Source organism: Deinococcus indicus, assembly GCF_002198095.1.
Classification (GTDB): domain Bacteria; phylum Deinococcota; class Deinococci; order Deinococcales; family Deinococcaceae; genus Deinococcus; species Deinococcus caeni.
Genome location: NZ_NHMK01000009.1, coordinates 17,799 through 30,277, shown reverse-complemented (window position 1 = coordinate 30,277; position 12,479 = coordinate 17,799). Strand labels below are relative to the sequence as shown.

General features: G+C 70.5%; 11 protein-coding genes. 7 read left to right on the top strand and 4 right to left on the bottom strand.

From position 1 onward, the window contains the following. Positions 1–228: 228 nt before the first annotated feature. Complete coding sequence (hslO, locus tag CBQ26_RS02755) at positions 229–1,137, top strand: Hsp33 family molecular chaperone HslO (RefSeq protein ID WP_088247077.1); 909 nt, start codon at positions 229–231, stop codon at positions 1,135–1,137. A gap of 78 nt (positions 1,138–1,215) precedes the next feature. After that, on the top strand, positions 1,216–2,652 hold the full coding sequence (locus CBQ26_RS02750; RefSeq protein WP_088247076.1) for a lasso peptide biosynthesis B2 protein: 1,437 nt from the start codon (positions 1,216–1,218) through the stop codon (positions 2,650–2,652). On the opposite strand, the gene CBQ26_RS02745 is transcribed toward CBQ26_RS02750, so the two are convergent. Continuing rightward, positions 2,567–3,484 carry a hypothetical protein gene (locus CBQ26_RS02745; RefSeq protein WP_143341958.1) on the bottom strand — a complete coding sequence of 306 codons (918 nt, stop codon included), beginning with the start codon at positions 3,482–3,484 and terminating at the stop codon, positions 2,567–2,569. The two genes, CBQ26_RS02750 and CBQ26_RS02745, sit on opposite strands and share 86 nt — an antisense overlap. A 13-nt stretch (positions 3,485–3,497) precedes the next feature. Next, positions 3,498–3,749 (bottom strand): PqqD family protein, encoded by a 252-nt coding sequence (locus tag CBQ26_RS02740; protein WP_088247074.1) that lies wholly within the window; start codon positions 3,747–3,749, stop codon positions 3,498–3,500. Between the two features lie 259 nt (positions 3,750–4,008). Between CBQ26_RS02740 and CBQ26_RS02735 the strand changes: the two genes are divergently transcribed. Both CBQ26_RS02735 and CBQ26_RS02730 read left to right on the top strand, forming a co-directional pair. Then, positions 4,009–4,191, top strand: a complete 183-nt coding sequence (locus CBQ26_RS02735) for a hypothetical protein (RefSeq protein WP_088247073.1) — start codon at positions 4,009–4,011, stop codon at positions 4,189–4,191. Further along, positions 4,178–7,645: an ExeM/NucH family extracellular endonuclease gene (locus CBQ26_RS02730; RefSeq protein ID WP_229844406.1), complete on the top strand. Its 3,468-nt coding sequence runs from the start codon at positions 4,178–4,180 to the stop codon at positions 7,643–7,645. Before CBQ26_RS02735 ends, CBQ26_RS02730 begins: the two co-directional genes overlap by 14 nt. 41 nt (positions 7,646–7,686) lie before the next feature. Here the strand turns inward: CBQ26_RS02730 and CBQ26_RS02725 are convergent, their stop codons facing one another. Next, the gene (locus CBQ26_RS02725) at positions 7,687–8,700 is read right to left on the bottom strand and encodes a nucleotidyltransferase domain-containing protein (RefSeq protein WP_088247072.1); all 1,014 of its coding nucleotides are present in this window, start codon (positions 8,698–8,700) and stop codon (positions 7,687–7,689) included. 62 nt (positions 8,701–8,762) lie between these two features. Here CBQ26_RS02725 and CBQ26_RS02720 point away from each other — a divergent pair, with 62 nt between their 5' ends. The 3 genes from CBQ26_RS02720 to CBQ26_RS02710 are packed head-to-tail and all read left to right on the top strand — an operon-like array spanning position 8,763 to position 11,766. After that, on the top strand, positions 8,763–10,028 hold the full coding sequence (locus tag CBQ26_RS02720; RefSeq protein ID WP_088247071.1) for a S1C family serine protease: 1,266 nt from the start codon (positions 8,763–8,765) through the stop codon (positions 10,026–10,028). Then, positions 10,009–11,130 (top strand): tRNA nucleotidyltransferase/poly(A) polymerase family protein, encoded by a 1,122-nt coding sequence (locus tag CBQ26_RS02715; protein ID WP_088247070.1) that lies wholly within the window; start codon positions 10,009–10,011, stop codon positions 11,128–11,130. Before CBQ26_RS02720 ends, CBQ26_RS02715 begins: the two co-directional genes overlap by 20 nt. 27 nt (positions 11,131–11,157) lie before the next feature. Beyond that, positions 11,158–11,766: a site-2 protease family protein gene (locus CBQ26_RS02710; RefSeq protein WP_088247069.1), complete on the top strand. Its 609-nt coding sequence runs from the start codon at positions 11,158–11,160 to the stop codon at positions 11,764–11,766. 14 nt (positions 11,767–11,780) lie between these two features. On the opposite strand, the gene trhA is transcribed toward CBQ26_RS02710, so the two are convergent. Continuing rightward, the gene (trhA, locus tag CBQ26_RS02705) at positions 11,781–12,422 is read right to left on the bottom strand and encodes a PAQR family membrane homeostasis protein TrhA (RefSeq protein ID WP_088247068.1); all 642 of its coding nucleotides are present in this window, start codon (positions 12,420–12,422) and stop codon (positions 11,781–11,783) included. Between the last annotated feature and the right edge of the window lie 57 nt (positions 12,423–12,479).

Genomic DNA, 12,479 nt, shown 5'->3' with positions numbered 1-12,479 from the left:
TCCTGACTGACGCGCGGGCTGGCGCGCACGCGCCTGGCGGATCGTCACGGATTCTCATCCTAGAGAGCCTCCATGAGAGCGGCGGCCCAGAACCCTGAAGGTACTCCATACGGAACACCCGCGCTGTGTAAAAGTGTCCCCCCGGCCAGCCCCGCGTCTGTCACCGCTGCGGGCACGAATGAGAGGCCACGCACAGCGCCCCCAGCGCCCGCCCGTTAAGGTGGCGGGATGACTGCCTCCACTCCCGCCTCCTACGTCCTGCGCGGCACGGCCGCCGGCGGCACCCTGCGGATCGTCGGCATGGACGCCACGCAGGTCGTCGAGGACGCCCGCCTCCGCCACCACCTCAGCAAGACCGCCACCGCCGCGCTGGGCCGCACCCTGACCGGCAGCGTGCTGCTCGCCACCGTCCTCGGCAAACGCAGCGACAGCCGCGTCACCGTGCGCGTCGAGGGTGACGGCCCGGTCGGGTTCATCGTCGCCGAGGGCAGCGTGGACGGCCGCGTGCGCGGCTACGTCCGCCAGCCCGACGCGGACCTGCCGCTGCGCGAACGGGACGGCAAACTCGACGTGAGCGGCATCGTCGGCACCCAGGGCGAACTGAGCGTCACCCGCCTGCTTGACAACGGCGAACCGTACACCGGCAGCGCCCACCTCGTCAGCGGCGAGATCGCCGAGGACATCAGCACCTACCTCGGCGTGTCCGAACAGATCCCGAACGCCGTGCTGCTCGGCGTGTACGAGGAAGGCGGCCGGGTCGCGCACGCCGGCGGCCTGCTCATCCAGGCGATGCCCGGCGTCACCGACGAGACCCTCGGGAAACTCGAGGCGAACATCCGCGCCATGGGCCAGATCACCGACAACCTCCGCCGGGGCGGCCTGATGGAAGCCATCAACCGCGCCACCGACGGCCTGAACGTGCAACTCGCCGCCGAGGCGCAGGCCTCCCGCTTCGAATGCCGCTGCTCCCGCGAGAAAGCCAGCGACTCCCTGAAATTCTTCGACGCCGCCGAACGCCAGGACATGATCGCCGCCGGCGGGCAGGAAATCGTGTGCCACTGGTGCGGCGAACACTACCAGATCACCCCCGACGAGATCGCCGCGCTGGACGCCACCGACACCCACGCCCGCGCCTGAACAGCAGGGCAGACGCGGGCCGGGCTCCGGGCCGGTGATCCACAGCCCCGCGCCCTGCCCGCTACACTCTGGGCACCCATGCCTGACCCCGCCCCGACCGTCCCTGACCTGAGGGTCCTGGAACGGGTCCTGCGCGGCGGATCACCGGTCGCCAGCGACCTCCCCCACCTGCGCGCCGCCGGACTGGACGGCGCCGTGCGCGCGCGCCTGCACCCCCAGGACCCGCTGCGGGGAGCGCTGAGGGCCGGCGCCCTGGCCCTCGGCGCCCGGCACGCCCTGATCCGCGCCGAACTGCGTGACCTGCTGCGCGCCTGGGAGGCGGAGGGCATTCCGGCGCTGCTGTTCAAGGGCTTCGCCCTGAGCGAGTTCGCGTACGCGACCCGCACCGAACGCTTTTACGGCGACGTGGACCTGCTGCTGCCGGGCGACCCCGTGACTGTGGCGCGCGCGGCGCACCTGGCCCTGGCGCGCGGCTGGAGCAGTGACGGGCAGCACGCGCACCCCGACCGCTGGACGCACGAGACCATGCACCTGTTCAGTCCCGGCGGGCACACGCGACTGGACGTCCACCGCTGGCTGATTCCCGACTGGTACGCGGGCCGCCGCCGCACCGTCGCCCTGACCCGGCAGGTCTGGGCGGCCGCCCGGCCGCGCGACTGGGACGGCCTGCGCGTCTGGCGGCCCCACCCGACCGACGAGCTGGTCGCGACACTCGCCGTCAGCCGCAGCTGGGGCGGCGACACCGGCGGCCTGAAACCCGCCGACCCGCTGGACCTGCAACGCCTGCGCGAACATCACGCCCTGACCGGCCCCGCCGGGAACGTGCAACTGGCCGCCCGCGCCGCCGAACTGGGCGCCACGCACACCTGGGCGGCGTTCGCGCAGCTGTGCGACCCCGGGCACCTGAGCCTCGACCCCGCCCGTACCGGTCCGGTCCTGGCCAGGGCCTTATGCCAGGACGGGCTGACCCCGGTCCTGCGGCGCAACTGGCTGCGCGTCCAGCGGGCCGCGTTCCTGCTGCCGGGCGTGCCGCAGGCGGCGGCCGACGTGCTGGCCGCCATGACCGCCGTGCGGCGTGGCGGCGATCCGCGCGACCACCTGCGCCGCTGGACCCCGCCCGGCCCGACCCGACCGCTGGACCCCGCCCGGCTGGACCGCGCCGTCACGAACGCGCGGCTGATCACCCAGGCCCTGCACCCCCGCCAGCGAAAGGTCGGGGTGTGCGTGCCGCGCGCATACGCCACGTACCGCGCCCTGCGCCGACTGGGTCACCCGGCCGTGTTCGTGAGCGGCGCGGCCCGGCACGGTACCCAGATCACGGGTCACGCCTGGGTCGAGGACACCCTCGGCATCATCGAAATCTACGGAGAGGACTTCAACCGGCAGACCTTCCGGGTGCTGTTCACGTACCCACCGGAATCCGTCACGGCTACTCCTGAAGCGGTGCGCCCAGCAGATCCGGCACCAGCGACAGCAGCTGCTCCCGGCCAGCCGGACGCCACAGAACCGTCCTGACGAGGCGTTGCGCGGCGGCACTGACCGCCCGCTGGCCCGACGCGCCCATCGGCACGCCGGTCGCCTGCCAGAACTCCCGCACCCGGTCGGCCGGCCCCAGCGGCCCCGGATGCCCCAGGAGCAGTACGGCCGTCAGGGGCAGCGACACGGGCGGCACGGTCAGCGGCAGCACCCGCTTGCCCCGCGCGTCCCGCGTGACGCCCGGCCCGTCCAGCAACAGCTCCGGCGCAAAGCGCGCGAGGCTGTCGTCCAGGGCGCGCAGGGTGCGGTCCAGACCGGCCGCGCGGTCGTCCGGTCCGATCCAGGCGCGGTCTTCGGCCAGGACCGTCCAGCCGGCCGCCCGCAGACGCAGACAGGCGGTCGTCTTGCCGGCCCCGCTGGGTCCCGTGATCGCCACCACCCCACCGCGCCCGGCGATCAGCGCGGCGTGCAGCGGCACCCACCCGGCTGCCCGGTGCGCCTCGGTGAACGCCAGCGCCCACAGGTCCGGGGCGGCTCCCTGCGGCGCGCAGGTCAGGACGCTGCGCCGCTCGCCCAGACGGACGTGCAGCCGGTCTTCCAGCCACAACTCGTCACCCAGCACCTGCACCCGCGCCACGCCGTCCGGCAGGACCACCTGCCGCCCGGTCGCGGCAGGCGGCGCCAGTGACCAGTCACCCACCCGGACCTCCAGCTGCCGCTCCCCGGCGTCCACCGGCGCCGCGCACCCCAGCCCCCAGTCACGCCGCAGGACGTCCATCCAGTCACCCGGCACACCGGACGCGGCCCTCACGCGGGCGTCCAGGCTGCGCCAGTCACCCGGCGCGCCAGCCAGGGGGTCGGGTGAGCGCACGCCGCCCCTCTCCTCAGCCCTTCCGGATCAGGTCGCGGGCCACCAGCTCATGCAGGACCGCGCTTACGTCCGACCGGGCCTGCACGTCACCCAGACCGAAGGTGCGCCGCAACAGGTCCATCAGGGTCTCCTCGCTGGCCGGAAGGGCCTGCCACAGCAGCCGCCCGGCCGCATTCAGGCTGAACATCTCGCTCCGGCCCGCGTGCATCAGGACCAGCTCGTCGTCCAGGTCCGTGACCAGCACATCCTCGTTTCCGCGCCACATGGCAGGCAGGGTAGCGCAGCCGCGCGCCGCCACACGCAGGTGACTCGGCGCCCTTGACGTCCACCGTCCGGGCGCGAGATTCTGCCGGAGAATTCTGAACAAACCATGACAGTCAGACCTTAAGGTACCCCCCGCTTCGCCTGCTGCCATGCGACTTCCCGTTCCACCCACACCGACAGACCCCCCTGTCTGCCAGGGGCTGTCCGGCCGCACCGACCTGCGTTCCGAATTCTTATCCAGGCGTCACCCAGGAGTCCGAATGAACCATGTCCCACCGTCCAGCCCCCCCAGCCCCACCAACCAGCAGGGCACACCCCTCCACTACGAGCCGCCCCGCGTGCAGGACCTCGGCGCGTGGCAGGCCGTCACCCTGATCGGCTCTGTCGGCTTCAACCGCTTCCCCGGCCTGCCGGGACAGGAGAACAACCGTGGCTCGTACTGAATCCCGCGCCCTGCTGCTGGCCGGCCTGCTCGCCCTGAGCGGCTGCGCCACCACCGGCACCCCCACCACCGCGCCGGCCCCCACGCCCAACACCGCCCGCGTCCTCGGCCTGTACGAACTGAACGTGAACGGCCTGAACGGCCCGTCCGCCCAGGCCACCGTCCGTCCCGCCGGCAGCCTGAGTGCCCAGGCCACCGAGATCACGGGCGGACTGAACTTCAACCGGACGAGCATGTCCAACGTCGTGGACGAGGCGAACCGCGTGGTCCACATGACCGCCACCTTCACCGTCACGAACACCACCCAGACGCCCATCACGCTCCCCACCTACATTCCCGTGGACACCGACGGAACCGGCGGTACCAGCGGCGCCACCCCCTTCGGCGAGGTCCGCACCCGCACCGGCGCGCCCGTCAGCGCGGCCGGCATGCAGGTCGAAGTCGCCCACCACGTCTCGGGCGGCACCATCCAGGCCGACCCGAACGCCACGCCCCTGCGCAGCGGCCTGGATACCGGCGGCCTGCAGGTCACCACGCCCGCCGGGCAGAGCGTCGCGGGCCTCAGCCACCAGGGCTGGGAAGGCGGCGCGCTCGCTCCCGGCATGTCCCAGACAATCACGTTCGCCGCGCGCGTTCCCCTTCAGGGCACCCAGATCAGCGACGCCGACCCCTTCGCGTTCAAACTGGTGTTCGCCGTGGCCGACGCGCCCGGACAGGTCGCCCTGACCAACGTCGCCAGCGTGCAGGGCAGCACGCCCAGCGGCGACGCCGCCAGCCCCCTGAACGGCCAGAACGTCACCGTCGAGGGCGTCGTCACTTCTGTCAACACCGCAAACGTCACGGACTCCCTCAAAGGCTTCTTCATCCAGGAAGAAGGCATAGACGCCGACGGTGACGCCACCACCAGTGACGGCGTGTTCGTGTTCTGCGACACCAGCTGCCCCACGGTGAAGGTGGGTGACCGGGTGCGCGTCGGCGCCACCGTCACGGAATACAGGAGCACCTACACGTATCCAGCCTCCGGCAACAATCCGCCGGTGACCGTGACGGCTCCCCTCACGACCACGCAGCTCACCGCGCCGACCGTGACGACGCTCAGCTCGGGCGTCCCCCTCCCCGAGGCGGCCAGTATCGCCCCCAACCTGCCCGTCTCGCAGCGCGAGCGGTTTGAAGGCATGCTCGTCACGACGACCGGCACCGTGACCAGCAATTTCACGCTTGGCCGCTTCGGGAATGTGGATCTCTCCGCCAACCGCATCACGAACTACACGCAGACCAACGCGCCCAGCGTTTCCGGGTACAGCGCCTATGCCAGCAACCTGCCCAACCAGACACTGCGCATCGACAACTCCAGTCTCCAGCAGAATCCCGATCCGATCTATGGCCTGAACGGCCAGCCGCTCTCGGCAGGCAACTCCCTGCGAGGCGGTGACCGCGGCACAGCCACCGGCGTCCTGCACTACGAACACGACGGTTTCGGCAACCGCAGCGGCAGCAACTTCATGTACCGCGTCATGACCACCAGCGCTCAGTTCGACCCGGTCAACCCCCGCCTGAACGCCCCGGAAGCAGTGGGCAACAGCAACCTGCGCGTCGGCGCGATGAACGTCCTGAACTACTTCACGTCTCTCGTCACGAGCAACACGGGCTGCACGCCCAACGGCGTGGGCGGCAGCGCGGCCCGTGGCGCGAACAACTGCGAGGAGTTCCTGCGCCAGCAGGACAAGATCGTGGCGGCCATCAGCGGCCTGAACGCCGACGTGCTGAACCTGATGGAAATCCAGAACGACTTCGACAAGGGCAGCAACAGCTCCGTGGCCCTGCTGGTGCAGAAGCTGAACGCGACCCTGGGGGCTGGAACGTACGCCTACGTGAACCCCGGCGCGAAGGTCGGCACGGACGCCATCAGCCTCGCCATGATCTACAAGCCGACCGCCGTCACGCCCGTCGGGAATCTCGCGCTGCTCGACAACCGCTTCGATCCGAAGTACACCGACACCTGCAACCGTCCCAGCTGGGCGCAGACCTTCCAGAGCAACGCGAACGGCGGCCGCTTCACCGCCGTGGCCCTGCACCTCAAGAGTAAGGGCAGCTCCTGCTCCGGGCTGGCTGATGCCGATGCAGGCGACGGTCAGGGGAACGGGTACAAGGCCCGCGAGAACGCCGCCACCGTCCTGGTGAACTGGCTGGCGACCGACCCCACCGGCACCGGTGAGTCCGACATCCTCCTGATGGGCGACTACAACGCCTACGCCATGGAAAAACCGCTCTCCATCCTGGCGACGGCCGGGTACACCAACCTGTTCAGCAACAGCAGCTACTCGTACCAGTTCGACGGTCAGTGGGGCAGCCTGGACCACGCCACCAGCAGCGCCAGCCTCGCCACTCAGGTCACGGGTCAGACTAAGTGGCACATCAATGCCGACGAACCCACCGTGCTGGACTACAACACCGAATTCAAGAGCGCCGGGCAGCTGACCAGCCTCTACGCTGCCAACGCCTTCCGCAGCAGCGACCACGACCCCCTGCTGATCGGCCTGAACCTGACCCCCCAGACGCCCATCACCCCGACCAGCAGCGTCAGCCTCTCCCCGGCGACAGCCAGCGTGAACGTCGTGGCAGGCCAGAGCACCACGAACACCATCAACGTCAACCGCAGCAACTACACCGGCAGCGTGAACCTCGCCACCAGCGTCAGCGGCAGCGGCACCGCCCCTACCTTCACCGTGACCACCCAGCCCGGCACCGGCAACAGCGGCGCCCTGACCGTCAACGCGACCGGCGCCACCGCCGGCACCTACACCGTCACCGTGACCGGCAGCGGCACCGGCATCAGCGACGCGACCACCACCTTCACGGTGACCGTCACGACAGCGACTGCCGGACCGAGCGGCATCGTGATCAGCCAAGCGTACGGGGGTGGCGGGAACACTGGAGCGCCCTACCGTAATGACTTCATTGAACTGTTCAACCCGACTGCCGCCTCCCTGAGCCTCAATGGCCTTTATCTCCACTGGACCAGCGCTACAGGAACGTTCAGTGCCACCCCTCTGGCCCTGAATGATGTAACACTTGCACCGGGTCGTTACTATCTGGTGCAGTGTGCCGCTGGCGCAAGCACGACGGCACCAACTCTGCCTAATCCGGACCAGACCAACTGCACCTTTAACATGGGTGCCACCTCCTTCAAAGTCGCCCTGACCACGTCTTCCGCATTCCCACCCTCGACGGCCGGGTCCGTCAGTGGCGGGAACGTCCTGGACTTTGTGGGAGCGGGTACTACCGCCAATCAGTACGAAGGCGCGGCACCCGCAGCGGCCCCCAGCAACACCACCAGCGTGCTGCGTGGTGGAGGTGGCTGTACGGACACAAATCAGAACAACAGTGACTTCGCCACCGGGACGCCCACACCCAGGAATACTTCTTCTTCAGTGAACGGCTGCGCGGCCAACTGATCCCGTCCCCTCTGCACGCCGCCCCTCCGGGGGCGGTTTTGTCATTCCAGTCCGGTCAGCCAGGGGTGGTCCGGTCGGGTGTGGGTCAGGGCGCCGTGCAGCCAGGCGCGGGCTTCGGCAGTCAGCGTGGGTTGGACGCGCTGGTAGTCCTGTTCGTCCTTGCCGCGTGGGTCGCGTCCGGCGGTTCCGGCTTTGAACAGGAGGACCGCTTCCGGGGCGAGATACGGCAGGCCTTCGGGGCTGACTTTCCGGGCGCGGTCGAGAGGCAGGGTGATGCGGGGGTCGCGGCGGTAGTGCCAGGTGCCGCCCCTCAGGTCGGTCAGGAGCAGGTCGAGCATCAGGACGCCGGTCAGGTCGGGGTGCCGGGCGTGGATCTGGTGGTGGGGTGGGTCGAGGGGGGCCGTGTAGGGCCGGTAGGTGCCGTCGATGGGCGCGTCGAGCCGCCAGCCGGGCAGCAGTTCGGGCAGCCGGGCCTGTGCGTCGCGGGGCAGGATCACGTCGAGGTCGTCGTGGGGGCGGGCGGTGTGGCCCAGGTGCAGGTCGAGGGCGTATCCGGCGGCGATCATCCAGGGGGCGTCCAGTGGGGCGAGCAGACGGGCGACCTGCCGAGCGGGGGTCAGGCCGACGGTGCGGGCGTGGTGGGTCAGCGCGGCGGGGCGCAGGGTGTGGTCGGCGTGGTCGCGGCCGGCGGCGGTGAAGGCGGCGCGGTAGGTGCGGGCGGCGTGGGGGTCGTGGCGCAGCACGCCTTGCAGCGCGGCCTGTTCGGCGCGCCAGCCGCTGGTGTGGTCGCACAGGATCAGTCGCCAGCCGCCGGGGTGCGTCCAGGTGCGCTCTGTCTGTGGCTGGTAGCCCAGGTGGGTCAGGGCGGCGCGCTGCTCGTGGGTGGGCGGGTCGGGCAGCAGGTCCAGGTGCAGTTCCGGGGTGTCCAGGTCGGCGAGGGCGGGCACGTTGCCGGGACCACCGGGCTGAACGTGGAAGACGCCGTCCGGGCGGTGTCCGGCCAGGAAGTCTCCCAGCTGCGTACGGAGGTCGTGCGTGGCGCGCTCAGGGTTCATGCATGAAGCACACCACAGCGCGTCCCCACCCGGCATCCGCTCCTTGGCGGATAATGCCTCTCATGAAGGGTCGTGGTGTGGGAATCGTGCTGGTACTGGTGGGGTTGGGTCTGGGGGCGACGCTGCTGCGCGATCAGGTGCCGGTGGGCGGGGCGCAGGCTCCGGCGGTGGGTGGTGCGGCCGATCCGGTCGCGGCGGAGGCGGGCGCGCGGCTTCAGAACGAGCAGAACACCATCGACGTGGTGGGGCGGTTCGAGCCGGGGCTGGTGTTCATCAGCACCGAGAACGAGGTGATGGGCCGCGATCCGTTCGGGATGTTCGGGGGCAGCGAGGTGCAGCGCGGGCTGGGCAGCGGGTTCTTCGTGAACGACGCGGGGGACATTCTGACGAACTATCACGTCGTGGCCGGCGAGTCCGGGTCGGGCGCGGCGCAGAAGATCAGCGTGCGGGTCATGGGGCAGGAGCAGAGCGTGGAGGCCCGCGTGATCGGGCTGGCCCCGCAGTACGATCTGGCGCTGATCCGCCCGGTGGGCCTGGACGCGAAGCTGATCCGGCCGATTCCGCTGGGTGACAGCGACGCCCTGAAGGTGGGGCAGAAGGCCATTGCGATGGGCGCGCCGTTCGGGCTGGATTTCAGCGTGACCGAGGGCATCGTGAGCAGCACGGCGCGGCAGATTCCGATCGGGTTCTCGGGCAGCGGCGCGTCCGAGGGCATCACGCAGAAGGCGATTCAGACGGACGCGGCGATCAATCCGGGGAACAGTGGCGGGCCGCTGCTGGACAGCGGGGGGCGCGTGATCGGCATCAACACGCAGATCTACTCGCCGAGCGGGCAGGCGACCGGGGTGGGGCAGAGTGCCGGGGTGGGGTTCGCGATTCCGGTGAACACCGCGAAGAACCTGTTGCCGCGCCTCCAGGCGGCGAACGGGCAGGAGGTGCGCGCCCCGACGCTGGGCGTGACGGCGGGCCTGCTGGTGCGCGGGCAGCAGCAGGTGCTGGCGGTGGGCCTGAGCGTGCTGTCGTCCGAGGGGAAACGGGAACTGGAGTTGCCAGAGCGGGGACTGGTGATCGGGGAAGTCGCGCCGGGCACGCCGGCCGCGCGGGCGGGCCTGCGGGGCGGCACGCGCACCGAGTCCTTCCGGGGCGGCGCGATCCGCCTGGGCGGGGACGTGATCACGGCCGTGGACGGCGACCCGGTGGACGCGCTGGAGGACCTGCAGGCGGGCCTGATCGACCGCCGGGAGGGCGACACCGTGACGTTGACGGTCGTGCGGGCCGGGGAGTCGCGTGAGGTGAAGGTCACGCTGGATGAAACCTCGTTCCGCTGAGGGCGGCGGGAACGCGCGGGCCGTCTGGGCGGCGCTGCGGCCGGAGGACCGGGCGTGGCTGCTGGACGTGGCGGCGCAGGCAGGTCCGGGTGGCGCGGCGCTGGTGGGCGGCGCGGTGCGGGACGCGCTGCTGGGCGTGACCCCGCTGGACCTGGACGTGGTCGTGCCGGACGCGGATGTGGCAACCCTGGCCGCCGCGACGGGGTTGCCGTTCGTGTTTCACCCGGCGTTCGGGAACGCGACCGTGACCCTGCCGGACGGCCGCGCGGCCGATCTGGTGCGGGCGCGGCGCGAGGTGTACCCAGTGCCGGGCGGGAATCCGCTGCCACTGCCCGGCTCGCTGACCGACGACCTGCGGCGGCGGGATTTCAGCGTGAATGCGCTGGCGCTGCACCTCTCCCCTGCCGGGGTGCCCACGCTGCTGGACGTGACGGGCGGCCTGGACGACCTGCGGGCGCGGCGGCTGCGGCCCCTGCACGGCGACTCGCTGCGCGAGGACGCCAGCCGGCTGGTGCGCGGGTCGAGACTGGCCGCGCGCCTGGACCTGACCGCCGCGCCGGAACTGCTCGGGCAGGTGCCGGCTGCGCTGGACATGGCCGGGCGCACGCCCCGGCTGTGGGCGGAACTGCGGCTGCTGCTGCACGAGCCCAGGCCGGGCCGCGCGGCGGGCGTGCTGCGCGGCTGGGGCGCGGGGTCGCTGCTGCCGGACACGGCGCTACTGGACGCCCTGGACGCCCGCCGGGACGCGGGGGCGGCGGCGCCCTTCACGGCGTACGCGGCGGCGCTGCTGCACGCCGCGCCGGACCCCGAGGCACTGGCCGGGCGCCTGAACCTGGGGGACCGGCCGGGGGCGCTGCTGGCCCGCGCGCTGTCCGACACCCACTTCCCGGACGGCACGCCGGAACGCGAACTGCGCGCCCTGCTGCGCCCGGACGCCTACGAACCCCTGACCGGCAAGGACGTGGTGGCCCTGGGTGTCCCGCCGGGCCGGGGTGTGGGCGAGGCGCTGTCGCACCTGGCCGGGCTGCGCCGCGCCGGGCAGGTCCGCAGCGCCGACGACGAGCGCGGGGCGCTGAAGGCATTCCTGGCTCGCAATGTCTGACCTGAAACACCCAATAGAATGCGCGCAATGAATATTGGCCTCCTTCCTCTACTCAGCGAACCCAGCGTGTTCATCACAGTCCTGGTGGTGCTGGCGCTCTCCCTGGCTGCACACGAAATGGGTCACGCCTTCGTTGCAGATCGGCTGGGCGACCCAACACCAAGGCAGTTTGGTCGGGTCACTCTGAACCCTATTCCACACCTGAGTCCCATCGGGATACTGCTGCTGGTTCTGGTTGGGTTCGGGTTTGCCAGCACACCCATCAACCCCGCCCGCCTCAGTCGCTGGGGTAGGGTGGCAGTTGCGGCCGCGGGGCCATCCGTCAACCTGTTGATTGCTATCGGATTCATCCTGCTGTTCCGCTTTCTGCCTCAGAACGAGGCCGTGACGCAGGCTTTCCAGTACATCATCAGCATCAACGTCCTGCTGGCGGTCATCAATTTGCTCCCGATCCCGCTGCTTGACGGCAGTCGAATTCTGGGTGGTCTGGTCCCGTCGCTGGGGCGCTCTCTGGACGACTTCGAGCGCCAGCCCTACAGTTTTATCGTCGTGTTTGGAGTGTTGTACCTGCTCGGCAGTCAGATTAACCTGCTGCGCATCACTCTGACCAACGTTCTGCTTCAGATCTTCGGCTGAGCGTTCCTTGAGGTTCAGCGCAGGTGGAACATCATCACGACGTGCGCGGCGGTGCCGGCCAGGACGAACAGGTGCCAGATCTCGTGGAAGCCGAACACGCCGGGGCGGGGGTTCCAGCGTTTCGTGCCGTACACGACGGCGCCGATGGAGTACATCACGCCGCCCGCCGCGAGCCAGAAGAGAGCGGCGGCCGGGAGGTTACGGGCCAGTTGCGGCAGGAACGCCACGGCCAGCCAGCCCATCCCGAGGTACAGCGCGGTACTGATCCAGCGCGGCAGGCTCATGGTGACGAGTTTCAGGGTGATGCCGCTCAGGGCAACGCCCCAGATGATCCACAGGACGGCCGCCTGCCAGGGGCCGGACAGGCCGAAGTACGCGACCGGGGTGTACGTTCCGGCGATCAGCAGGAAGATTCCGGCGTGGTCGAGTTTGCGCAGCCACAGCAGGCCCCGTTCGCCGGGGCGGAAGGAGTGGTAGCTGGCGCTGGCGGCGTACAGGGCGACCATGCTGACGCTGAACACCACGAACGGCCACAGCACCAGCCCGCGGGCGTGCGCCCAGCTCAGCAACAGCCCCAGCACGATCAGCGCGGCGAGCGCGCCGCCCCAGTGGGTCAGGGCGTTCACGGGTTCGCGGGGGGCGGTCAGGAGGCGCATGCCCCTACCCTACCCCTCGCCCCTGATGACAGTCTGTCAATTGGGACAGGGTGCAAG

What these genes read in the sequence shown, in the direction of transcription:
- hslO (WP_088247077.1), top strand. Translation starts at nt 229, where the DNA reads ATGACTGCCTCCACTCCCGCCTCCTACGTCCTGCGCGGCACGGCCGCC.
- CBQ26_RS02735 (WP_088247073.1), top strand. Translation starts at nt 4,009, where the DNA reads ATGAACCATGTCCCACCGTCCAGCCCCCCCAGCCCCACCAACCAGCAG.
- CBQ26_RS02740 (WP_088247074.1), bottom strand. Translation starts at nt 3,749, where the DNA reads ATGTGGCGCGGAAACGAGGATGTGCTGGTCACGGACCTGGACGACGAG.
- CBQ26_RS02710 (WP_088247069.1), top strand. Translation starts at nt 11,158, where the DNA reads ATGAATATTGGCCTCCTTCCTCTACTCAGCGAACCCAGCGTGTTCATC.
- trhA (WP_088247068.1), bottom strand. Translation starts at nt 12,422, where the DNA reads ATGCGCCTCCTGACCGCCCCCCGCGAACCCGTGAACGCCCTGACCCAC.
- CBQ26_RS02725 (WP_088247072.1), bottom strand. Translation starts at nt 8,700, where the DNA reads ATGAACCCTGAGCGCGCCACGCACGACCTCCGTACGCAGCTGGGAGAC.
- CBQ26_RS02750 (WP_088247076.1), top strand. Translation starts at nt 1,216, where the DNA reads ATGCCTGACCCCGCCCCGACCGTCCCTGACCTGAGGGTCCTGGAACGG.
- CBQ26_RS02715 (WP_088247070.1), top strand. Translation starts at nt 10,009, where the DNA reads ATGAAACCTCGTTCCGCTGAGGGCGGCGGGAACGCGCGGGCCGTCTGG.
- CBQ26_RS02720 (WP_088247071.1), top strand. Translation starts at nt 8,763, where the DNA reads ATGAAGGGTCGTGGTGTGGGAATCGTGCTGGTACTGGTGGGGTTGGGT.